At 34.5% G+C, this 23,672-nt stretch carries 17 protein-coding genes; 13 read left to right on the top strand and 4 right to left on the bottom strand.

What is annotated here, in order from left to right; all coding sequences use genetic code 11:
• The first annotated feature begins 1 nt into the window (after nucleotide 1).
• The 13 genes from rplK to N2692_02425 all read left to right on the top strand — a co-directional run bounded on the left by rplK (nucleotide 2) and on the right by N2692_02425 (nucleotide 16,153).
• Nucleotides 2-424 (top strand): 50S ribosomal protein L11, encoded by a 423-nt coding sequence (gene rplK / locus N2692_02485; protein MCX8016145.1) that lies wholly within the window; start codon nucleotides 2-4, stop codon nucleotides 422-424.
• A 111-nt stretch (nucleotides 425-535) separates the two neighbouring features.
• Entirely contained in the window at nucleotides 536-2,302 is a 1,767-nt protein-coding gene (locus N2692_02480) for a hypothetical protein (protein MCX8016144.1), read from the top strand.
• 152 nt (nucleotides 2,303-2,454) lie between these two features.
• Nucleotides 2,455-7,056, top strand: a complete 4,602-nt coding sequence (locus N2692_02475) for a hypothetical protein (GenBank protein MCX8016143.1) — start codon at nucleotides 2,455-2,457, stop codon at nucleotides 7,054-7,056.
• A gap of 212 nt (nucleotides 7,057-7,268) precedes the next feature.
• The gene (locus tag N2692_02470) at nucleotides 7,269-7,880 is read left to right on the top strand and encodes a hypothetical protein (protein ID MCX8016142.1); all 612 of its coding nucleotides are present in this window, start codon (nucleotides 7,269-7,271) and stop codon (nucleotides 7,878-7,880) included.
• Nucleotides 7,881-7,913: 33 nt separating this feature from the next.
• Entirely contained in the window at nucleotides 7,914-8,846 is a 933-nt protein-coding gene (locus N2692_02465; protein MCX8016141.1) for a hypothetical protein, read from the top strand.
• A gap of 97 nt (nucleotides 8,847-8,943) precedes the next feature.
• Nucleotides 8,944-9,399 (top strand): hypothetical protein, encoded by a 456-nt coding sequence (locus N2692_02460; GenBank protein MCX8016140.1) that lies wholly within the window; start codon nucleotides 8,944-8,946, stop codon nucleotides 9,397-9,399.
• Nucleotide 9,400: 1 nt separating this feature from the next.
• On the top strand, nucleotides 9,401-10,288 hold the full coding sequence (locus N2692_02455; protein MCX8016139.1) for a cohesin domain-containing protein: 888 nt from the start codon (nucleotides 9,401-9,403) through the stop codon (nucleotides 10,286-10,288).
• Between the two features lie 10 nt (nucleotides 10,289-10,298).
• The gene (locus tag N2692_02450) at nucleotides 10,299-12,362 is read left to right on the top strand and encodes a cohesin domain-containing protein (protein MCX8016138.1); all 2,064 of its coding nucleotides are present in this window, start codon (nucleotides 10,299-10,301) and stop codon (nucleotides 12,360-12,362) included.
• Between the two features lie 73 nt (nucleotides 12,363-12,435).
• Nucleotides 12,436-13,287, top strand: a complete 852-nt coding sequence (locus tag N2692_02445; protein ID MCX8016137.1) for a hypothetical protein — start codon at nucleotides 12,436-12,438, stop codon at nucleotides 13,285-13,287.
• Nucleotides 13,274-13,693, top strand: coding sequence for an NUDIX hydrolase (locus tag N2692_02440; GenBank protein MCX8016136.1), 420 nt, complete (start codon nucleotides 13,274-13,276; stop codon nucleotides 13,691-13,693). The genes N2692_02445 and N2692_02440 overlap by 14 nt, the downstream gene beginning before the upstream one ends.
• A 63-nt stretch (nucleotides 13,694-13,756) precedes the next feature.
• Nucleotides 13,757-14,254 carry a hypothetical protein gene (locus tag N2692_02435; protein ID MCX8016135.1) on the top strand — a complete coding sequence of 166 codons (498 nt, stop codon included), beginning with the start codon at nucleotides 13,757-13,759 and terminating at the stop codon, nucleotides 14,252-14,254.
• Nucleotides 14,255-14,268: 14 nt separating this feature from the next.
• A complete protein-coding gene (gene gatB, locus N2692_02430) occupies nucleotides 14,269-15,762 on the top strand; it encodes an Asp-tRNA(Asn)/Glu-tRNA(Gln) amidotransferase subunit GatB (protein ID MCX8016134.1) in 1,494 nt (497 codons plus the stop codon).
• 19 nt (nucleotides 15,763-15,781) lie between these two features.
• The gene (locus N2692_02425) at nucleotides 15,782-16,153 is read left to right on the top strand and encodes a hypothetical protein (protein ID MCX8016133.1); all 372 of its coding nucleotides are present in this window, start codon (nucleotides 15,782-15,784) and stop codon (nucleotides 16,151-16,153) included.
• Nucleotides 16,154-16,160: 7 nt separating this feature from the next.
• On the opposite strand, the gene miaA is transcribed toward N2692_02425, so the two are convergent.
• The 4 genes from miaA to N2692_02405 all read right to left on the bottom strand — a co-directional run bounded on the left by miaA (nucleotide 16,161) and on the right by N2692_02405 (nucleotide 23,669).
• A complete protein-coding gene (miaA, locus tag N2692_02420) occupies nucleotides 16,161-17,105 on the bottom strand; it encodes a tRNA (adenosine(37)-N6)-dimethylallyltransferase MiaA (GenBank protein ID MCX8016132.1) in 945 nt (314 codons plus the stop codon).
• Between the two features lie 8 nt (nucleotides 17,106-17,113).
• Nucleotides 17,114-18,874 carry a threonine--tRNA ligase gene (thrS, locus tag N2692_02415; protein MCX8016131.1) on the bottom strand — a complete coding sequence of 587 codons (1,761 nt, stop codon included), beginning with the start codon at nucleotides 18,872-18,874 and terminating at the stop codon, nucleotides 17,114-17,116.
• A 4-nt stretch (nucleotides 18,875-18,878) separates the two neighbouring features.
• Entirely contained in the window at nucleotides 18,879-22,037 is a 3,159-nt protein-coding gene (locus N2692_02410; GenBank protein MCX8016130.1) for a DNA polymerase III subunit alpha, read from the bottom strand.
• A gap of 393 nt (nucleotides 22,038-22,430) precedes the next feature.
• On the bottom strand, nucleotides 22,431-23,669 hold the full coding sequence (locus N2692_02405) for an ABC transporter permease (protein MCX8016129.1): 1,239 nt from the start codon (nucleotides 23,667-23,669) through the stop codon (nucleotides 22,431-22,433).
• Nucleotides 23,670-23,672: the final 3 nt, after the last annotated feature.

The raw sequence follows: 23,672 nt of genomic DNA, 5'->3' as shown, positions 1-23,672 counted from the left end.
TATGAAAAAAGTAAAAGCTATTATTAAACTTCAAATACCAGCAGGAAAAGCCAACCCAGCACCACCAGTTGGTACTGCTTTAGGTCCTCAAGGTATCAATATTGGTGAATTTTGTCAGCGCTTTAATGAAGCAACTAAAGATAAAGGCGACAGTCTTATTCCTGTTGAAATTACCATTTACGAAGATAGAAGTTATGAGTTTAAATTAAAAACTCCACCAGCTTCTGATCTTTTAAGAAAAGCTGCTGGTATTGAAAAAGGTTCAGGCGAACCAAACAGAAAGAAAGTAGGGAAGGTAACACGGGCACAAATTAAAGAAATTGCCGAGATTAAAATGCCAGATTTAAACACAAATGATTTAGAGGCAGCAATGAGAATGATTGAGGGAACAGCGCGGAATATGGGTATAGAAATTGTTGATTAAGATTAAAAACAGTTTCCTTTTAACCCGATTAGCAATTGTTAATCGGGTTTTTTGTTTTTGTGTGGATAACTTAATAAAAACATTCAAAATAAAAGTGTTATAATATTATTGATGAGGGCTAAGGCAAAAAAGAAAACATTAGCTTATTTTACCGATATTCAAAAAGCTAAAGAAACAGAAATTTTGGATTTAAGAAAGAGAAGCCAAATTATTAATTGGTTAATGATTTTTATTGTTTTAATTATTACTGGCTGGCTTTTTTATAGCGCTGTTTTAAAAGCTGATATTATTTATTTTTACCCTAGTTCAGCTTTGGGAAATTGGAATAATGTTGATAAAGCCATTGATCAACCGGATTTAGATTTTGATGCTGAGCTAAAATATTTTAATGAAAATAATTCAGCTATTTTTGATGGCGGAGGAATAAAACAGATTTTTTTTGGCGGTTTTCAAAATCCATCCCTTATTGAAACCGACGACAAACAAATTACCGGCGCAACATTAAAACTTAATTTTAGAATCGGAAATAAAAATGAATGGTTAATAACACAACAAGAACTTAATGATTTAAACTTAATTGAACCAACACCAACAATGATAATTGTTCCACCGGAAGAAATTCCTTCCCCGAGTGAAGAAAATACACTTATGTTTTCACCCACAGAAACAAATATTGAATCTACCAATTCCACCTCAACTGAAACTATCGAATCAAGCCCAGAAATTGAATTAACACCAACAACTGAACAAACTCCAATTTTAAAACAAACACCAACTCCATTAGAACAACCAACATCAACACCTACACCGACTCAATCCGAAGGACCAACGCCAACGCCACTTTCTTTGTTAAAAATATTTTTGAAAAAAGTTTTGGCTCAAGAAGCATCTCCAACCGAATCGTCGCTAGAAAACAACCCAACTGCTGTGCCCACTTTAAAAAATACCCCAACACCAGAACCAACTTACATTTCCACTCCCGCTTCCACTTTAGAGCCAACACCTTCTTCAGAACCATCAGCTTCTCCAATCGAAATGCCTCTTGAAACAGAAGATTCTTTCACGCCAGTCGAAACACCCATGGCGACAATCGAAACTTCTACTCCTGAAACAAGCGAAAGCCCCGCTTTAGAAATTACTCCTTCAGCAGAAATAACATCCACTACTTTGCCAACGCCGACTTTAGCGCCTTTGTTTATCATTAAATACACTTTGGATGGCGAAAATTGGCAAGTTTTGACAATCATTGATAATAAAGAAAATTATCAAACAGAATTTGAATTAACGCTTACCAACTGGTTAGAAATCAATAATTTACAAATCAGTATCGAATCAACTTTAAACACCAATTTAGAGGATAATTTAATTGCTTTTTTGGATGGCGCGCAGTTGGAAATTGAATATGAAGCAATAGAAGAAACACCCGAAATTACCGAACCAATAACAATAACGCCGACGCCCACACCAATCCAATTTCCTTTTGAAGTTCAACAAATACTGGATAGTTTAAAAATGAAAACAAAGGAATTAACAGAGATTAAAAATTTAAATATCGAAAGCAATTCATCGTTTTCTTGTTCGGTAGAACCATTTAATATCCAAATTAAAGAAGGTGATGTAAAAGAAGTTAATGTGCGTTTGAACAAAAACCCAAATGCGTTGTTTCAAAAGATAACTATCGGCAATTTACCTCAGGGTCTTGAAATATTTTTTGCTAAAAATATCGACTATGTTATTACTCCAGACAAAGATGATAAAGAATTAGTATTAAAAATAATTGCTTTGCCTAATTCTCAGAAAGGCAATTTTAGTATCCCGATTATTTATCAAACGGATAATTTAGTAACGATGTGTCAGATTAATGTTGTTAATTTTTGATTTTGAATCAATTTTGGATGATGGAATTTTTAAAACAATCTTACGCACGTTCAAAACTGGAATTTTAAAAAGTACCATAGCAATTAATAAAGAAACAAATAAATTTTAAAAAAAGAGAAGAAATATTAAAAGTAATTAGTGCAATTTTATTAATGATGAAAAAAGTTGAATTTATGAGGATAGCGAATATTAAAACAAAAAAATTTGTAAAAAGTTTTGTTAGAAACTTGTTAGTATTTTTAGTAATTTTTCTTTGGATTTTTTCCGGCTGGCCAACCATTTGGCAAAATCCGCGAATTCCGCCGGAAATTCAAAAAGCACTCGCGGCGCAGGTAACGATTGACTCGACGGTGAGTACCGCCCCCGCGGAACACCTCGGCGGCTCGCCAACCACTGTGTTTACTTCCCAGACAACCGGCTATGCGTTTTACGTAGATTCCGCGGGCACTGCCGTCTACAGTAAAACTACGGATGGCGGCGCAACCTGGGGCGCGCCGGTTACGGTTGATGCAAAGACCGACATCATCCAAATCGCTGTATGGTATGACCGCTGGACTCCGGGCGACACAACCGGCAATTTAATTCATATCGCAACCACCGATGTAACAAACGATGATATCTGGTACAGAACTCTTGACACTTCAACCGATACACTCTCAACCGGCCCGGTCAACATTACAAGCGGTCTCGGTTATACAGGTACTTTAACTGCCGGCACAAACCACGTCGCCATTTCCAAAGCAACTGACGGCGCGCTCTATGCCGCGGTTGCCGACACAACCGACAATATGATGGTTCGCTGTACCACAACCTGCACCACCGCTACTAACTGGGCGGTTTCCGAACCGGCTTCGTGGACAAATGGAGACGACTTTATGCTTCTGATCCCGCGGCTCTCGGGCGAGATGATGTTTATTTGGTGGGATATTTCGGCAACAACGAACGACCTTAAATACTCACGATACACCGGAACTTGGTCTGCATTTGCGAATATTGACACCGCGCTTGATAATACCACCTACGACGCATCCTTCGGCGCAGCGGTTGACACTTCAAATGGCGATGTGTATCTGGCATACGCGGCAAGCGCGGCCACATTGGGAACCGATGACGATATCAGAGTCCGCAAGTTTTCTGGAACGAGCTGGACCGCTCTGACCGATGTCGTCACCGACAGCGTCTGCGCGGGCGTCTCAAACTGCGGTATCACCGGAGCAAAAATCGCAAGGGACCAGAACACGGGCTATCTATACGTTCTCTATTCCGCCCGATCAACCCCCGGCACCGCTTCAACCGGCAACCTCTACTGGAAATATTCTACAGACGGCGGTTCTACCTGGAGTTCTGAATTTGGTCCGGTGTATTCTTCAAACGACGATATCTACGGCGGCAGGTTAAGCTTGATGTCTGCGTCAACTCAACGCATCTACGCCACCTGGTATGCCGCTACGCCCGATGACCTTTTCGGCCGACCCATCGCGCCAAAGACCTATACACAGGCCGCGTATCGGTTTTTCAATAATACTGATTCAACCGATGTGGGAACCGCGCTTGCCGCGCAGGATACGGCGGCAACGCTTGGCTTAACCGGCGCGGCATTTAGATTGCGTATGCTTTTGCATGTCGGCGTTTCTGATTTATTTACGAACGAAGGCAGTTTCAAACTCCAATTTGCCCAGCGTGGTACTGATGGAGTATGCGATACTTCTTTTTCCGGCGAAACCTATAGTGATGTTACAACTAGTACGGTTATTGCTTTTTATAATAATTCTACTCCTTCTGATGGTGCGAATTTAACTGCCAATACCAATGATCCGACACATGGTTCTGATACTATTGTTAACCAAACTTACGAAGAGCTTAATCCTTTTACCAACTCAGTCGCTGCAATCTCTGCAGGCCAAGACGGCAAATGGGATTTTGCTCTTTTTGATAATAATTCTACCCCCACTTCAACTACTTATTGTTTTCGAATTGTTAAAAACGATGGTAGTTTACTTAATACTTATTCAGTTATTCCTCAAATTACCATGAGTGCTATTACCGATTATATTACCGGATCATTAGGTAAAACTTCTGATAGTTGGTATGGGGCTATTCCTGTTTATTTGCAACTTCATGGATCTTTGTCACCAAATAATTATCCCCATGCCCGTGCAAAAGTTGATACACCAGCTTCAGAAACTTATTATACTCAATTAACTTGGAATTCTTCAACTAGTCAATTTGAAGGTATTATTTATGTTGGTTCGTGGTATTGTAATGGTTGCGCTGATCCCAATACCGGAACCTATAATGTTACAGTTCAATTAGATAACGATTCCAATTTTAGTTCTATTGATTATTCAGCTTCAGCCGGAAGTTTTTCAACTTATGTTGTGCGTCGTTGGAATGCAATTAGTACCACTCAGATGGGTTACGGCACAGAATTTAATCCTACTTGGAATTCAAGCGGCAGTTATTGGGACTATTCAATCGAAGATTTTTCTATTGGCGGTAGTGCAAGCGCGAGAACAAATGTCGCATTTGCTATTCCTTTTCATCCAATAACAGCAAATATTAGCAATATTTCTGTAACTATAAACAGTTCTTCTATCCCTCAAGGATCGCCCGCTTCAACAACAGATTGTTGGTGGTGGGATAATAATAAACACACATTGTATATTCAAAAGGCTTCAGTTGCTGCTAATACCTATTACACAGTTAATTTAAATTTTAGATCCGATACTGATTTATTTATGACGCGCGTTGATAGAGTGCAAACATATAATATGGGTGAAAGGCTTTTTTCGAATGGTATACTTTTTGGTAATAATTACATTAATACTGTTATTTTTGGTTGTGGACATGAGGGAGAAGGTGAACAAATAGAGTTAACTGGGCGTAATTTTGTTAACAATGATGATGTTAATTTAGATTGTATGGAAAGAGTAGCGGTGCATGTTGATAATACTATAAGAGCAGATACTTCTAACTATTATTCTGCTGATATTAAATGGAAACCCAATCAATGTACTAATTGGATTGTTAGTGAAGATAATACAAAAATTGTTTGGCGAGTTGTTTCCGATGATACAGCATCAACTGGGTGGGCACAACAATTAAATAATTATATTTCCGCTACGCGAACTCAAGAATTTTATGCTAATAAACCATATTTAAAAAATACCTATGAATTTAAAAATAATGATAGCACTTCTCATATTTACCCGATGGTATGGGGAAGAGAACAGTGGTTGGGTACAGATAGAAATGTAAACGATAGAGGTCGTTATGCCGGTTATACTTCTAATGTTATTCCCGAGACGCATATTTTAATGAGTACTTCTACTCTGCCGGAAAATTGGTTTACTACTTATGATGTTGGTGTTTATGCAGCTATGGGTGTAATTTTTAATGAAAATAATCCCCCTCGTTACGGATATTTCTTAACCTCCGCTGCCATAACCAACTCTTCTCCGTGGGCGGAATGGGTTAATTATACTTCCGAATGGAGAGTAGATGATCAACAGAGCGATGCCAGTGGTGAAACTGATAATATTTTCTTTGATTCTGTATGGAATAACGTTGCTCCCAATCAGACGGTTTCTTTAACTTTTTGGCAATGGGGTATAGTCACTAGTTCTTGGGATGGGATTGAACAATTGATTCGTCAAAGTTATTATGAAACAGGCGGTGTTAAAATCACCCAATCAGCTTATCGCTTTTTTGAAAATCAAAACTCTGCTAATGTGGGCAATCCATTAGCAAACACTAATACGCCGGCCAGTTTAAACGTTACCAATCAGCCATTCCGCTTAAGATTACTGCTCCATATTGATACCAATGAATTATTACAAAATGGGAAATATCTAAAATTGCAATACGCTCCTAAAAGCGGTTCAGTTTGTGGAGACGATGAAACTTTCACTGATGTTACTTCAACTTCAACCATTGCTTTTTATGATAACAGTAATGTTAATGACGGAGATGCTTTAATAGCTAATGATAATGACCCGACACATAATGGCCATACGATTAAACGTCAAACTTATGTTGAATCAAACAATTTTATTAATGCTATTTCAATGGTTAATATTGGAGAAGATGGAATGTGGGATTTCTCTTTACAGGACAACGGAGCGTCTCCGTTAACTCCTTATTGTTTCCAAGTGGTAAAAGCCAATATTAGCAATCCCGATTACGAAACAATTTTTTATAATGTCTATCCTGAAATTACTACGGCTCCATTACAACAAAGTTTAACTCTTAATCTTTCAAGTAATTATATTAATCTTGGTATTTTAGCGCCTCAAATTCCGGTTTCGGCAACAACAACGGCAACGGTCGTTGTAAGCGGTTACGACAACGGTTATTATTTAGCAATCAAACGCGCAAGTAGCACTTCTACTTTAGCGCTTCAAAGTAATCCATCAATTACCTTTCCCGATTATACGCCGGTTTGGGACCCAACAGCTAACGGCGGCAACGGTAATGCCACGACCACGCCTGGCTCAACTTTTTCTTTCCGTTTAATGAGTAGCGGCACCGATTCAAACTATAATTCCACTTGGTGGGGATTAAATGATAATGAAGGCACGGCAAAATTTGCCGGTATGCCAGAAACATCTCAAACAATAATGACCTGCTCTAGTCCGTCTTGTCAAAACGGTACGACAACTAATATGATTTTATACCGAGCCGATGCGCCCATCTCTCAACCTATCGGCGTTTATACCGGCGATATTACGATTACAGCGTTGGGGAATTTGTAAGTTAGAAGCTAGAAAATAGAATCTAGAAAATAGAAAATAGAAAATAGAAGAAAGAAAGGAGAGGTTCTTAAAAATCAAGATTCTAGCTTCTAGATTCTATTTTCTAGCTTCTAGACTTGTTGTGGATAATTCACTTGTTGATTGAATTAAAAAATTTTATAATAAGATTAAAGAATCAAAATAAGGTCGATTTTTAATTAATAAAATAAAAAATGAAAAACGATGTAAAAATTTTTATTTTGGTCGGTCTTGTGGTTTTAAGCTCGGCTTTAGTTAATCAATTTTACAAAATTGCTCAAGCCAGTGATCAAAGTCAGACAATTCAAGTGACAGTCACGACCACTTTAACTTTTAGCTTGGCCACCAATACTGTAGCATTAGGAGTTCTTACTCCTGGGACACCAATTATCGCTACTACTTCTTGCAGTGTAACGACTAACTCAAATAGTGGTTGGCAATTGTCAGCAAAAAGAGATGATGCTAATTCTACTTTAGATTTGGATAGCAATCAAACAGTTGATTTTCCCGATGAAACAGCTTGGAATGGAAGCAATTCAACAGATACCCCCGGTTCCAATTTATCCTTCCGTGTTTATCAAACCGGTACGACACCAGCTGGTTTATATAATTCTACTTATTGGGGCACAAATGATTCTTCGCCAAAATGGGCTGGTTTTCCAGCTAGTTCTCAAGAAATAGCTACAATTAGTACTTATCAATCAAGCGAGCAAACAGTGGTTTATGGGTTTAGAATTGATGCACCAATATCTCAACCCAGCGGCGTTTATAGCGGTACTATTACCTTAACAGCATTGGCGATTTAATTAGAGCAGATTTTTATAGCAGAAAGAAAAAATATGTTGTTAACTAAAACAACAAAAAATTTAATTCACGGATTTTTGTTTGCTTTTTGTTTAATAATTTTTCTTTTTCTTATTAATCAAGCGAAAGCGGATATCGGAATCACCGTTTACCCGCTTTCTTATAAAATTGTTTTAAGTCCGGGACAAGAATGGGAGGGAATGACAACAATTGTTAATCCGAATGATTTTGTTTTAAAGGTAATTGTGGAAAAGGAAAATATTAGGGGTGGCGCTGAGGGAAGTATTTCTTTAACTTCCGAAGATCTTAATCAATATGGTTTGGCAAAGTGGATTAGTTATGATGTTGAAGAATTTGAGCTTCAACCAAAACAGAGTCGAGAGTTTCATTATAAAATTAAAATTCCGGAGAATGCGCCGCCCGGCGGACATTACGCCGCTGTTTTGTTTAAAGGCAAACCAGCAGAAGAGGCGAGTGGTATTGGTATTTCGGGACGAACTGGCACAGTAATTTTGGTGGAAGTCACTGGCGATGTGGTAAAACAAGCTAAAATCAGCAGCATTCAAGCGCCTAAATTTATTGATCATGGGCCGTTAACAACTGCTTTTAAAATTTTAAACGAAGGCAATACCTATATTGCGCCCGAAGGCAAGGTGGTTATTTCTGGTCTTTTCCAAAAACAAGAATTAGCAATTGATTCACGCGTTGTTTTTCCGGGTTTTGACCGCACTTTTGCTGTTAAATGGGACCGCAAATACTTCTTTGGCCCTTTAAATGTCGTTATTAATACTTATATTCCTAACGGCCCGGCTATTGAACCGGCTAAGATAGTAATTTGGGCATTTCCCTACCAAGAGGCGATTCTTATTGTTGTAATTATTCTTTTGATTGTCTGGGGAATTAAACTTTTTAAGAAAAAATTCAAGATTGTTAAGGTAGAAGAAAAACCAAAAGAAAATCAAGAATAAGAAGAAAAGAGTAGTATCCATTTAAAACACCAATATGTTGGATTATCGCAAGTGGTTTTTTTGTTTTGTTATTGTTTTTTTGTTCTTTTCTTTTTTTTTGACAAAAGAGATTTTTTCTGCTAGTCAAAATTTAATAATTGAAGTAGTTATTCCCGGAGAAACACCAACTCCCACAACCACTCCTACTCCTACACCAACACCAACCGAAACACCAACGCCCACACCAACTTTAACCCCCACTCCGACTCCAACCCCGACACCAACTATAACCTTTACTCCAACACCGACGCTAACGCCTCATCCCGGTGGCGGTTTTATTGTTTCTCCTATTTTACCTTCGCCACCTTTTGGTCCTACTTTACCACCTGATATTTATTTAAGAAAAAAATCGCCAGATTTTAATAAAGATAGAAGAGTTGATATTGTCGACCTTTCAATATTTCTTTATTACTGGGGGAATCCAAATGAAGATTTTTATTGGCAAGATTTAAATGACGATGGTGTTTTAGATATTGTCGATTTATCAATAATTCTTTATTATTGGACTGGCTAATATGAAAAAAACCAGAATATTATTTTTAATCTTTATTTGTTGTTCTTTTTTCTTGAGTTTGCGCGTGGACGCTAAAACAGTTTTTTATTTTGATGGAATTCAACCCGATAATAAATCTTTGGAATTTATTGTTTATGTTCGCGTTGATTCTGATAAACCGCTTAATGCATATGATTTAATTGTTCAATATCCTTCCGAATTAATAAAATTTAAGCAATTTGATAAAGATAATTCCATTATAAATATTTGGAAAAAAATCGAAGTGAATAATCAAAATGAAATTATTTTACAAGGAGGCTCCATTCAACCATTTGTTGGTGAAAATGGACAAATTATTGCGTTAATTTTTGAAGCGCTAAAAGCTGGACAAGAAAATTTTGTTTTTAAAAAAGCAGCTGCTTATTTGGCTGATGGCAAAGGGACAATGGCTGATGAAATAGAAATTAAAAATATCCCTTTGTATATTTCACAAATCAAGATAGAAGGTGATAATCAAGAAAATTCTGGTTTGGTTGTTAAACAAGGACCAGTGATAGTTAAGGAAGATAAAATTCAGCCAGAAATTTTATTGTTTAGAATAGCTGATAATCCTTTCAACAGCAAAGAGAAGTTTTTAATTTTTGAAACAAAAGATAACTCTGGAATGGTTAAAGATTTTGCTAGAGTAAAAAAATGGTTTCAATGGAGTGATTGGTATGAAATAACTAATCCCTTTGGTTTTTCTAAAAATATTTGGGCTATTCAATTTTTGGCTGTGGATAATTTTGGTAATAGTAATCAACGAACAGTTTATTTTTATAGAGTTTTATTTGAAAAATTGATTTTAATTATTATAGCAATTTTAGTAATTGGTTTATTAGTAAAATTATTTTATAATAAAAGAAGGTAGTGGAAATAAAATGAAAAAATTCCCGAATTTTCTAATTGTTAATTTAATCATTGTTTTGTTCGTTGTCGCCCCTTTAATATACCCTTTGAAGGCAGAAATTAAAGAGGCTGTTTTATATGTTTCTCCGAATTCAGGAACAATTCCTATTGGTAATACTTTTACAGTTTCTTTTTATGTTAATACTAATGGCAATTTTATTAATGCCGTTCAAACAAAAATTTTATTTCCATCAGAAAAATTACAAATTGTTTCTCCTTCAACAGGAAAATCATGTTTGGAAATTTGGTTGAAACAACCAACATATTCTAATTCTGAAGGATGGTTAGAATTATCTGGAGGGATTAGCGCGCCGGGCATTAACACTGATTCATGTTTGTTGCTGACAGTTACTTTCCGCGCTAAAGAAATTGGCACAGCGTCACTCAGATTCGATACTGCAAAATCAAAAGTTCTTTTAGCTGATGGAAAAGGAACAGATGTTTTAGGACAAACAAAGGGTGGCGTTTATGAATTAGTACTTCCTCCTCCTGCCGGCCCAGAGATTATTTCTTCAACGCATCCAGACTCCACAAAATGGTACAACAATGATAATGTTAATTTTCAATGGCTGGTTGAAGAGGGAAAAGGGATTGAAGGATACAGTTATGTTTTAGATAATAATCCTTTAACTATTCCAGACGATATTCTTGATGAAAAAGAAAACTATGTAAATTATAATAATCTTGCTGATGGTGTCTGGTATTTTCATTTAAAAGCTAAAAGAAGTGGTTTTTGGGGTGGTGTAAGTCATTATGCGGTTAAAATTGACACAAGTCCGCCAGCTCAATTTCCAATAAAAGTTTCTCCTTCAACGCATACTAGTCAAAAAACAATTATTTTGGAATTTTTAACTACGGACACTACTTCAGGTATAGACCATTATGAAATTAAAGTCATTCCGTTGAAATTAAACAAATCAGTTCAGGCTCAGCAAGAAACACCCCAAATTTTATTTACAGAAGCAGATTTGCCGCACATCCTTCAGTTAGATTTAGGCGATTATGATTTATATGTTAGGGCTTACGATAGAGCCGGAAATTTTATTGAGAGTAAAAAACGAGTTAAAATCGTGACACCTATATTTCAATTTGTTCAAGGGGAAGGCTTAAAAATCAGCGAAATTATTTCTATCCCATGGATTGGCCTATGGTTAATACTTATCTGTCTAATTGCTTTAATTGGTTTTTTCGCTTACAAAGCCAGAAAATGGCATTATCAAAAGAATAAAATTTTGTTAGGCGGCATTGAAAAAGATCCGGTTATTAAACAACGCATCGAAGAATTAAAAAATAAAAGAAAAGAATATGGGAAAATCGCAGTTATTATTTTGATTGTGGGATTATCTTGTTTGTTGACTCTTTCAACTATTAAAGCTCAAACTGCTAAGTTATCACCGCCGATTGTTTTAGAATTTTCAGAGAATATTACAAACAGAGAAATATTTTATATTGGTGGGAAAACTCAAGTGGCAAATGCCGAAGTAATTATTTATCTTCAGAATTTAGAAACTGGAGAGGTCACTTCTCTTGCTGCTTTATCTGACAACAAAGGCGATTGGTTTTATTCGCATCCGAAGTTTTTGATTAGCGGTAATTATTTAATTTGGACACAGATGAGAGTTAATAATGAATTAAGTCCGCCGTCGCCGCAGTTTAAGTTAACCGTGAAACCCGTTGCTTTTCAATTTGGAGTTTCGCAGTTAAGTTATGAGGCAATTTATTTTGTGGTTTCTCTTGTTTTGTTTATTATTTTGATTATTGCTTTGATTTATACCTCCTATCATTTTTATCAGGGGAGAAAGAAACATCGCCTAGTAATGAAAGAAATTAAAGAAGCTGAAGAGGCAGTTCGTTATGGATTTTTACTGTTGAAACGCGATATTGAAAAACAACTAGAATTTATCGAAAGCCTTAAACTTAAAGGTGAAATAAAAGAAGAAGAAGAGGGATTAGAATTAAAACTTTTAAAGGATTTGGAATGGGTTAAACAGAAAATTGGGAAAGAGGTTAAAGATATTGAAATTAAAGAGGAATAAATTTAGATTTGACAAAAATAGAATTTTATTCATAATAAAGGCAGAAATTTAAAATTTTTAAAGGAGGTGTTAAATGTTTAGAAAATCTATGAAGCACATCCCTTATGTCAAGATTAATGATTTAAAAGGGAAATTCATTTTAATTGAGGGGCTGAATGGCTCTGGTAAGACTACACAGGCAAAAATGATTGAGGAAAGCTTGGCAGAAGAGGGAGTAATGGTGAAGTATAACCATGAACCTACATCGACGGACCTCGGATTGTTTATTCGACAGGTTATTGAGAAAAAGGCGCCAAACCTGTCGAAAGAGCAGATAATGAATATTTTAAAAAAAATTTTTCCACCCGATGATTCACGATTAGAAATAGCCAAATCAATTATTGAAGAATTTGGTAGCGGCTATATTCGTAACAACGAAGAGGCTAAAAGGCAATTTTTGTTTATGACAGATCGGCTGCTCGATGTCAAAGAAAATATTTTACCAGCGCTCAAACGGGGAGGAGTTGTTATTCAAGACAGGTATGATATTTCTTGTTATCTTCACGGAATGGCTAAAGGATTGTCGTTTCCGTATCTATCATACCGTCATTTACGGATTCTTAGGGAAAATTATATTGGACCGAATCTCCTCCTTTTTTACTGGGCGCCAGTTGAAGTCGCATTGGAGCGTCTGAAAGAATCTGGTAAAGTTATAGATGTTTATGAAAATAAGAAAACTCTAGAAGAGATTGAAAAGGCCGCGCGGTGGTTGTTTTCTTTTCGGTTTAAAACCCCCAAGCCGAATAAACCATTAATGAGAAAGTTGAAAAAAGGAAATCAAAAAATGAAAGTTGTTATTATCAATGCTGAACCGCCGATTGAGGACGTGTTCGAAGAGTCGTGGAAATATATAGAAGAGTTAAGAAAAAAATATGAAAAAATGTAGCAAAAAGAGTGTCGGAGTTGTTATAGAGAAAGGCGGAAAATTCTTGTTGATTGATAGAAAAAGATTTCCTTTTTATTGGGCTGGGGTAGCGGGTCATATTGAGAGCAGAGAAACACCAAAAAACGCTGCTATCAAAGAAGCGAGAGAAGAAGTTGGCCTGAAAGTTAGAAAGTTAAAATTATTGATAAAGAAAAGAAAATTTTATAAAAATCATTGCCGCCGAGGTTCTAAATCGCATTACTGGTGGGTTTTTAAAGCAGGTTTTACGGGAAGTGTTAGGGTGCGAAAGGAAGAAGTTAAAAGGTATAGGTGGTTTACTCCAGAAGAAATTAAAAAGTTAGCTGAGAGTGAAAAATTGGAGCCAGTGTGGATAAAAATTTTTAAAATAATAAAGGTCCTGAAATAAAACAGGACCTTTTTAATTTTTAATAATAGATTTATTAATAAATTTTTGCTAAAATAATAAAGTATGATGCTGTTTTTTAAAGAGCCGGTCAAGAAAATTGTTTTTTGTTCAAGCCAAAGATTTCGTCCAGAACTTTTAGAATTTATTAAAGAATTTAGAGAACTTGTTCGAAAAAATCAAAAACCATTTATGATTTTAGAACCTGATTTTGATGAACTGCCGAAAGAATTTTTAGAAGCGTCTGAGAAGGAAAGATTAAAAAAAGAAGAATATCGCAAACAATTAATTTGGGACGCCTCAAATCATTTATTTCAAAGAGTAAAAATTGCCGATATCGTTTTTATTTTCAATAAAAACGGCTATGTCGGCGTGAATACCAGTGGAGAATTATTTGCTGCTTCGGTGTTGGATAAAAAAATTTATGCTTTAGAAAAAAAAGTGATGATGGGTCATTATCCCGATGATTTATACGAAGAACCATTTGTTTCTTTTTTAATTTGGGATGTGGCACCAACGCCTCAAATATTTTTTGAAAAAATCTGCAAAGATTTTAAAAAATAGTTATAATAAAAAATATGTCCAATTATTTAGCAACTATTGGTTTAGAAATCCATATTGAGTTAAAAACAAAAAATAAGATGTTTTGTGATTGTTTGAATGATTCAGAGGAAAAACATCCTAATTTAAATGTTTGTCCGATTTGTTTGGGGCATCCAGGCACCTTACCTAAACCAAACAAAGAAGCAATAAGAAGTGTTTTAAAATTAGGAAGCGCTTTAAATTGTCATTTGCGAGAAATTTCAAAATTTGATAGAAAAAATTATTTTTATCCGGATTTACCAAAGGGATATCAAATTTCGCAATACGATATGCCATTTTGTGAAAATGGTTATTTAGAAATTCCTTTTATAAATCCGCAAACCAACCTTTTTGAATTTAAAAAAATTCGCATTCGCCGTATTCATTTAGAAGAAGACACAGGACGATTAATTCATGAAAATAATAAAACTTACGTTGATTTTAATCGAGCAGGTGTACCTTTGGCTGAATTGGTAACTGAGCCCGACATTCATTCAGCGGAAGAGGCCAAAAAATTTTGCGAAGAATTACAATTAATTATTAGATATTTAAAAATTGCTAATGCCGACATGGAAAAAGGGGAGATGCGTTGCGAGGTTAATATTTCTGTGAAAAAAGAAGATGAAGAAGGATTGGGGACAAAAGTAGAAATTAAAAATCTCAATTCATTTAAGGCAGTAGAAGAGGCGATAAAGTATGAAATGGAAAGACAAATTGATTTATTAGAAAAAAGCGAGAAGATTATTCAGGAAACGCGCGGTTGGGATGAGAAAACGCAAAAAACAATATCGCAACGAAAAAAAGAAGAAGCGCATGATTATCGTTATTTCCCAGAGCCAGATTTAAAACCTATAAAAGTTAATGAAGAGTTTGATTTAGAAGAAATTAAACGTGAAGTGCCAGAATTACCCAATGAAAAACGTTTAAGATTTATGAAAGAGTTTGGATTTAAACCAAAAGAAATAGAAGAATTGGTTTATGATTTCGAATTAGCTGATTATTTTGAAAAAGTTGTAATGGAATTGGATGCTCTAAAACCCTTAGAAGGAGAGCGACGCGAAAAAAGAATAAAGTTGGCCTATAACTATCTTATTACTGATTTAAGAGCTTTAATGTTTCAAAATAACTATAAAATTAGCGATTTAAAAATTCCAACCAATCACTTCGCTTTATTAATTAATTTTATTGATGAAAATAAAATTTCATCAGCTGCGGCTAAATCAGTATTAGCAGAAATATTTGAGAGCGGTGCCAATCCCGAAGTGATAATTAAAGAAAAAAATCTTTTTCAAATTTCTGATACTTCAGAAATTGATGAAATAGTTAAAAAGATTATTGCTGAAAATCCTAATCCTGTAGCGGATTTCCAAAAAGGAAAAGCTAATGCCTTACAATTTCTAGTTGGTCAAGTAATGCGAGAAACCAAAGGTCGATATAATCCTAATATTGTCCAAGAGCGATTAAAATCGTTATTGACAACTAAAGAATAATTTGGTATAATATAAATATATGGAAGAATTTCGCAAAGATATTTTGGAAAAATTAAAAAAGAGAGAAGAGGAAAAAAAGAGAATGGAACAACGAACTGCGGCTGATTTTGTTGAATTTGAGGAAGAAGAAGGGCAATTAAAAAGAATTGAGCCGGATACAGATATAAAAAAAAGAATCTTACAAGAAGAGTTCGATAGAGAATGGCGGGAATTAAACGAGCGCCATCAAAAAGTTTTAGCTGAAATGGAGGAACAAGAAGAGAGATTGAGAAAGGCTGTGGAATTAGAAAAAATGGCAGAGGAGGCTAAGGAATTAATTGAAAAAATTAAAGAAAGAGAAAAAGAATTAAAAGAAATAGAGCAAAGATTGGAAGAATTAAAAAGGTTATAAGCGGATATTATTCTAGAAATTTTTTAATTAGCCTTTCTGCTGTTTTGATATTTGATATCCATCTAATTTCACTATCTTTCCTAAACCAAATCATCTGGCGGCGAGCATACTGCCAGATTTTGGTTTTTAATTGTTCAAACATTTCTGAATAAGTTAATTTCTTTTGTAAATATAAACTGATATAGCGGTATTCTAATCCAAAATCATATAATCTTTTCCATGAAACTCCTTTTTGACGGATTTTTTTTATTTCTTCAATCATCCCTTCCTCTAATCTTTTAATTAAACGTTTTTCAATTCGTTTTTTTAATTCTTGCGCTGAACGATAAACACCAATTTTTAAAACTTCATATGGCGATGATTTTTTAAGCGGCGGCATGGGTTTTTTAAGTGTTAAAATAATTTCTAAAGCTCTAATAAGACGTCGACGATTAAATGGATCCATTTTTTTAGCATATTTTGGGTCTAATTTTTTGAGTTTTTGAAATAATTTCTCGGTTGTTAATTTATCCAACTTTTTTCTTAATTGAGGATTTGGTTTGACGTTGGGAAATTGATATTCATAAATTAAAGCATCAATATAAAAACCTGTGCCTCCACAAATAATTGGTAATTTATTTTTATTTAAAATTTCTTTAATAGCTTCTTTTCCCAATTTTTGATAATCAGTTACAGTAAAAATTTTTTTAGGGGAAACAACGTCAATAAGATAATGTTCTATACCTTTATAAAAAAGACCATCTTTTTTCTTCTGTAATGGCACTTTGCCAGTTCCAATATCCATTTCCTTATAAACTTGCCGCGAATCAGCCGATATAATTTCACCGTTAAATTTTTTTGCTAAAGCTACAGCTAGATCCGATTTTCCTGAAGCATTAGGGCCTAAAATAACTACAATTTTTGGTTTCTTTTTTAAACCATTTTTATTTTTTATTTTTTGTTGATTAGACATTTGGGAGATTAAAGTTTTTTTGGTTTGGGTATTTGTTGTTTACAAATTTCAATAAAGTTTTCAATATTCATCAATTTTATTTCTGGATTAGAGCGTTCGCGGATTGGCAACTGACCAGAATCCATTTCTTTCTGACCAACAACAAGAATATAAGGAATTTTTTCTATTTCGGCGTTTCTGATGCGTTTGCTAATGGTTTCATTACTGTCATCAATTTCAACACGAAAATTATTTTCTTCAAACTTTTCTTTTAATTGATAGGCGAAATGATTAAATTTATCGCTCACGGGTAAGATTTTAATTTGGATAGGCGCAAGCCAGAAGGGTAGGGCACCGGCGTAATGTTCGAGGAGAGCGCCAAAAAATCTTTCCAAAGAACCCATTAGTGCTCGATGAATCATATAAGGTTGCTGAGGTTTGCCGTTTTTATCAATATAGCGCATTTCAAATTTTTCTGGCATATTAAAATCAAATTGAATTGTTGAACATTGCCATTCGCGTCCCAATGCATCTTTGACTTTAATGTCAATTTTGGGGCCATAAAAAGCACCACCTCCTTTATCAACTTTATAAGGCAACTTCGAACTTTTAATGGCTTTTTCTAATGCTTTGGTTGCGTCATCCCATTTTTTATTATTGCCGATAGCATCTTTTGGTTTTGTTGAAAGATAAATTGCGAAGTCATTAAAACCAAAACTCCGCAATATATAAATAGAAAAATCCAAAACTTTTTTAATTTCACTTGGCATTTGTTCCGGCGTACAAATCAAGTGTGCATCATCCTGCGTAAAGCCACGCACGCGTAATAATCCATGGAGAACACCAGCTTTTTCATAACGATAAACAGTTCCTAATTCAGCCCAGCGCAACGGTAAATCTTTGTAAGAGCGAATTTTCGTTTTGTATATTTGAATATGAAAAGGACAATTCATTGGTTTAATGAAATATTCATCCTCATCAATTTTCATTGGCGAGTACATATTTTCTCGATAAAAATTTAGGTGCCCGCTGATTTTCCATAAATCTGATTTACCAACGTGCGGAGTAAAAACAATATCATACCCATTTTTTAAATGGGCTTCTCGCCAGAAGTTCTCCATAATTACTCGAATCAATCCTCCTTTAGGGTGCCAATAGACCAATCCTGGGCCGAATTCTTCATGAAAACTAAATAAATCCAGTTGTTGTCCTAAAATTCGATGGTCGCGTTTTTTGGCTTCTTCTAATGTTTTTAAATAATTTTCTAATTCTGTTTTAGTGTTAAAAGCCAATCCATAAATACGAATAAGCATTGGATTTTTTTCGTCTCCGCGCCAGTAAGCGCCAGCTAATCGTTCTAATTTAAAAGCGTCTTTTTTAATAACTTTTGTTGAGGCAACATGCGGGCCAGCGCATAAATCTACAAAAATTTCTTGTTTGCCATTAAGAGTTCTATAAATAGAGATGGGTTTCTTTTGTTTTTTTAATTCTTCTATTAATTCTAATTTATAAGGTTGATTTTGAAATATTTTTTTAGCCTTTGCATAAGTAACCAATTCCTTTTTGAATTTTAGGTCGTTATTTAATAAATCTCTTATCATTTTTTCTAACTTTAAAAGAATCGATTCATCAATTTTTTCTTTACCAAAATCAAAATCATAATAAAAACCATTTTCAATAATCGGCCCTATTCCAAATTTAACATTGGGATAAAGTTGAGAAACAGCCGCAGCCATTATATGACTCAAAGAATGTCGAATTTTTTCTAAATTTTTTTCATTTTTGTTCATAAAATTATTTATAAGCTAAAATTTTTTCGCAAACGATATTTAAATGATCGTTATTTTTATTTACCCGACCTTCAAGGATGATTATACTATCTTTTTTCCAGAAAGTTAAGGTTTTTTCGAGTGTATCAGGGAAAACAGTAATTTCTCCATTGCTGCTGGTATCTTCTATTATAACAGTTAACATTGAACGGCCATTTTTGGTTAAAATTTTTTTAATATCAGTGATAACACCTCCAATTTTAACCTTTTTATTTATTAATTTTTCAGAAATTTGAGACAAAGGATAAATGCCAATTTTTCTAAACTTTTCCTCATATTTTTTTACAGGATGGTCAGAAATATAAATACCCATCAATTCCTTTTCGTATTTTAATTTTTGTTCTAATGACATATAATCAGATTTTTTCAAGCGCAGGGCAGGAAATGACATTTCTTTGCTAAAAAGATTAACTTGCGGACTAATAGAGATTTTTTTCACTTCTTGGTTATATTCAAGCAAATTATCTAAATTGTCAAGCAATTCTCCTCGCTCAGCCAATGAATCAAAAACACCGGCTTTAATTAAACTTTCCAATGACTTTTTATTTAAATCTTTATGACAGATGCGCTGCAAAAAATCTTTTATATCTTTAAAAGTTCCATTATTTTTTCTTTCTCTAATAATATCTGCCACAATTGCCGCGCCCACATTTTTAATTGCTAATAACCCAAAACGAATAGCGCCTTTTTCTTTTACAACGGAAAATTTTTCAAAGCTTTCATTAATATCTGGCGGCAAAATTTCAATTTTCATCCTGCGGCATTCATTAACTAATTCAGCAGTGCGTTCTGTCTCTACTGCTTCATTATTCATTAAAGCCGCCATAAATTCCAAAGGATAATGCGTTTTTAAATAGGCGGTGCGAAAAGCAATTTGAGCATAAGAAGCGCTATGACTTCGATTAAATCCATATTCAGCAAAGGGTTCAATAAAATTCCAAATTTTCTCGGCGATTTCTTGTGAAATTCCGCGTTCCACCATTCCTTGAATTAATTTTTGTTTCTGCGCATCCAAAAGAGATTTTATTTTTTTGCCAATAGCGCGTCTTAAAATATCAGCTTCGCCCAATGTAAATCCTGCTAAATCGCGGGCAATCTGTAATAATTGCTCCTGGTAAATAGCAATACCATGGGTTGGTTTAAGAATTGGTTCAAGTTTGGGATGTAAATAAGTTATTTTTTCACGGCCATATTTTCGAGCGATATATTGCGGAATAAGATCCATCGGACCAGGACGATAAAGTGAAATCATAGCAATTAAATCTTCCATATCGTTCGGTTTTAATTCTTTAAGATACCGTCGCATGCCCGCACTTTCTAATTGAAAAACACCAATTGTTTCTCCTTTTTGAAGCAACTCAAAAGTTTTTTTATCTTTTTCGTCAATGTTATTAAAATCAACCTTTACATTATTAATTTTTTCGATTAAATTCAATGCGTCTTCAATAATTGTTAAATTACGCAAACCCAATAAATCCATTTTTAAAAGACCTAACGATTCCAAAGAGTACATGTCATACTGCGTGATGATGGAATTTTCATCTTGCGGAGCGCGTTGCAGTGGAGTGTAATTAGTGATTTCTTCGCGAGTAATGACAATGCCACAAGCATGGATAGAAGCATGACGAGCAACACCCTCCAATTTTTTAGCCGAGTCAATTAATTTTTTTACATCTTGGTCGCGTTCATATAAATTTTTTAGTTCAATAACATTGTTTAAAGCTTCATCTAAAGTTGCGTTAAATGGAATGAGTTTAGCAATAGTGTCGCAGAAGCTATAGCTTAATCCTAACGCTCTTCCAGCATCGCGCACAGCCGCTCTAGCTGCCATTGTTCCAAAAGTAATAATTTGCGCCACGCGATTTTCGCCGTATTTATTTCTTAAATATTGAACAACCTCATCGCGGCGCGTATCAGCAAAATCCATATCAATATCAGGCATCTGAATTCTTTCGGGATTTAAAAAGCGCTCAAAAAGAAGGTTATATTTTATTGGATCAATATCGGTAATATTGAGCAAATACGAAACAATTGAGCCAGCAGCTGAACCGCGACCTGGGCCTACAACAATACCATTCGATTTTGCCCAATTAACAAAATCCTGAACAATTAAGAAATAAGAAGCAAAACCAGTTTTTTGAATAATTTCCAATTCATAATTAAATCGCTGAAGAATTTCAGGTGTTATATTTTTATATCTTTTTGGTAAATTTTCTTCGCACAATTTTTTTAAATAAGATTCTGGCGTTTCACCAAGCGGCACTTCAAAATAGGGGAGAAGCGTTTTGCCAAACTCCAATTGAACATCGCATTTATCAACAATTAATTGCGTATTTTCAATTGCTTCTGGGAAATCATAAAATAATTCTCCAATTGTTTGCTGAGAGCACAATGAAAAATCATCAGCGCTTAAAGTAAGTCGGTCTTCTTCAAAAACTTTATTACCTGTTTGAACCGCTAGCAAAATATCATGTGCTTCGGCATCCTCAGGTTTTAAATAATGAGTGTCATAAGTAGCAACCGCTGGGATATTAAATTTTTTGCTCAATTTAATGAGTTGCTCTTTAATAATTCTTGATTCTTCGATTTTGGGATGATAATTAATTTCTAAATAAAAATCTTCACCAAAAATTTTTTGATATTCTTTAATTTTTTCTTCAGCTTCATCTAAACGATTAGCCAAGATTTTTCTTGGAATTTCGCCAGCCAAACAGCCTGATAAAGCAATAACACCTTCTTTATACTCTTCCAATAATTCTTTATCAACGCGCGGTTTGTAATAAAAACCTTCCAAATGCGCGCGGGTAATTAATTTCATTAAATTTTTATAACCCTGATAATTTTTGGCTAAAAGTGTTAGATGATAGCTTTTGCTGTCAATTTTTGCTCTTTTTTGAAAACGATTTTCCAACGCAACATAAACCTCAACACCTAAAATTGGTTTAATTCCATTTGCGGTGGCGGTTTTATAAAACTCGGGAATGCCATACATTGCACCATGATCGGTCAAAGCCAAAGCATCATATCCTAATTCTTTGGCATACAAAACCAGTTCATCAATTTTTGCCAAGCCATCAAGCAAAGAATAATGACTATGAACATGTAAATGAGTAAACTTTTTCATACTAAAAAATTTCTTTATTCAATTTTAACACAAAAAAATTAGAAAGAAAAATTTTTTTAAGAAAAATTTTCTAAAAATTTTTAATAAAAAGACTCCCTTAAAGGGAGTCTTCGGGGAATAGGCTTTTGCTAAATTTTGATCCGCATTCGGGGCAGTAATAACCCCTTCTCTTTGCAATTAACAGCTCGTCATTTTCTGATTCTTTGCAGGTTTCTACGGGCAAATCAACAATTTCCAGTAACAAATTTAAACAATTTGGGCATTTCATTTCCGTCTCCAAATAAATTCTTTTTTTTCTCGTTTTTTTCATTAAAAACCTCCTTATTAAAAATTTTTAAAGCCATACGGCTCTAAATTGGAGATTAATTTTTATAATAATTTTGTCAAGAATTTTTATTCGTAGCGCAGGGCCTCAATCGGAGATTTTTTAGCTGCTTTTCGTGCTGGATATAAACCAAAAATTAAACCTATCAAAGCCGAAGTGATTAATCCCAAAAACATTGCGCCAATCGGAAAAGTGAATTGCCAATTAACTGCTAGTAATTTACTTAAAACTATAGATGAAATTAAAGAATTGGCTGCGCCAAAAATAATCCCGATAATTCCGCCAGCCATTGTTAAAAATACTGCTTCCAATAAAAATTGAAGAAGAATTTCTTTTGGTGTGGCACCCAGAGCTTTTCTTAATCCAATTTCTCTGGTCCTTTCCGTTACCGAAACGAGCATTATATTCATAATACCAACGCCGCCGACAATTAAAGAAATAGCTGCCACTGCCGCTAGAAAGTATTTTAAAGTATTGGTAACTGTTTGCGTTTGTTTGATGGCTTCTTTTTGGGTTTGAATATAAAAATCATCTTTCTCTGGATCAAGAATATTATGTGATTCTCTCAATGTTTGTTTTATGTCTTCAACGGTAATATCAACGTTTTCTTCTTTGTCTACTTCAATAGCAATACGATGGTAATATTTAATTCCAAAAAGATTTTGTTGAGCAGCGGTGTAGGGGATAATAATTAAATCATCAAAATTAACGAAAGTACCCTGACCTTTTTGTCCAATTACTCCCACTACTTTAAACACTTGATTTTTAATTTTAATCTTCTGGCCAATTGTTTCATCTTCGCCAAATAATTGTTCTTTAACTTTGTGACCAATAACTGCTACATTCGCATAAGCTTTAACATCATCTTCGGTGAATGGTTCGCCTTTTTCAAGAGTGATATTATAAATTTCATTAAAATATTCAGAAACTCCCAAAATAGTAGCGCGATAGGTTTGACTACCAAAAGAAACCAATTCATTACCAAAAACAATAGGCATAATGCGATTTAAATGAGGAACATTGTTCTTATTTTTTAATGCTTCAACATCTTTGATTTTCAATGAATCAGAAAAAATAGAAAGAATATCCATAAAGCCTTTTGGTTGGCGGCCGGGCAAAACAGCAATTACTTTAGCACCCAATCCCTGCATCTGAGCTAAAATTAAATTTTGCGCTCCTTGACCAATAGACATCACCATCATAATGGCGGTAATGCCAATAACAATTCCTAAAATAGTTAAAAGAGAACGAGAACGATTCGTTTTTAATCCACCAAGAGCAATTTTCGAAAGGGTTTTTAATTTCATAAT

Source organism: Patescibacteria group bacterium (assembly GCA_026415775.1).
GTDB lineage: Bacteria > Patescibacteriota > Minisyncoccia > UBA6257 > JAAZHW01 > SKW32.
Note: the sequence above shows the minus strand (reverse complement) of the source record. Positions and strands in the feature narration are given on the sequence as shown.

Excerpts from the sequence above, each read along its gene's own strand:
- N2692_02445 (MCX8016137.1), top strand. The coding sequence starts at position 12,436 with ATGTTTAGAAAATCTATGAAGCACATCCCTTATGTCAAGATTAATGAT.
- rplK (MCX8016145.1), top strand. The coding sequence starts at position 2 with ATGAAAAAAGTAAAAGCTATTATTAAACTTCAAATACCAGCAGGAAAA.
- N2692_02450 (MCX8016138.1), top strand. The coding sequence starts at position 10,299 with ATGAAAAAATTCCCGAATTTTCTAATTGTTAATTTAATCATTGTTTTG.
- N2692_02410 (MCX8016130.1), bottom strand. The coding sequence starts at position 22,037 with ATGAAAAAGTTTACTCATTTACATGTTCATAGTCATTATTCTTTGCTT.
- N2692_02475 (MCX8016143.1), top strand. The coding sequence starts at position 2,455 with ATGATGAAAAAAGTTGAATTTATGAGGATAGCGAATATTAAAACAAAA.
- N2692_02405 (MCX8016129.1), bottom strand. The coding sequence starts at position 23,669 with ATGAAATTAAAAACCCTTTCGAAAATTGCTCTTGGTGGATTAAAAACG.
- thrS (MCX8016131.1), bottom strand. The coding sequence starts at position 18,874 with ATGAACAAAAATGAAAAAAATTTAGAAAAAATTCGACATTCTTTGAGT.
- N2692_02465 (MCX8016141.1), top strand. The coding sequence starts at position 7,914 with ATGTTGTTAACTAAAACAACAAAAAATTTAATTCACGGATTTTTGTTT.
- N2692_02480 (MCX8016144.1), top strand. The coding sequence starts at position 536 with ATGAGGGCTAAGGCAAAAAAGAAAACATTAGCTTATTTTACCGATATT.
- N2692_02435 (MCX8016135.1), top strand. The coding sequence starts at position 13,757 with ATGATGCTGTTTTTTAAAGAGCCGGTCAAGAAAATTGTTTTTTGTTCA.
- gatB (MCX8016134.1), top strand. The coding sequence starts at position 14,269 with ATGTCCAATTATTTAGCAACTATTGGTTTAGAAATCCATATTGAGTTA.
- miaA (MCX8016132.1), bottom strand. The coding sequence starts at position 17,105 with ATGTCTAATCAACAAAAAATAAAAAATAAAAATGGTTTAAAAAAGAAA.
- N2692_02470 (MCX8016142.1), top strand. The coding sequence starts at position 7,269 with ATGAAAAACGATGTAAAAATTTTTATTTTGGTCGGTCTTGTGGTTTTA.
- N2692_02440 (MCX8016136.1), top strand. The coding sequence starts at position 13,274 with ATGAAAAAATGTAGCAAAAAGAGTGTCGGAGTTGTTATAGAGAAAGGC.
- N2692_02425 (MCX8016133.1), top strand. The coding sequence starts at position 15,782 with ATGGAAGAATTTCGCAAAGATATTTTGGAAAAATTAAAAAAGAGAGAA.
- N2692_02455 (MCX8016139.1), top strand. The coding sequence starts at position 9,401 with ATGAAAAAAACCAGAATATTATTTTTAATCTTTATTTGTTGTTCTTTT.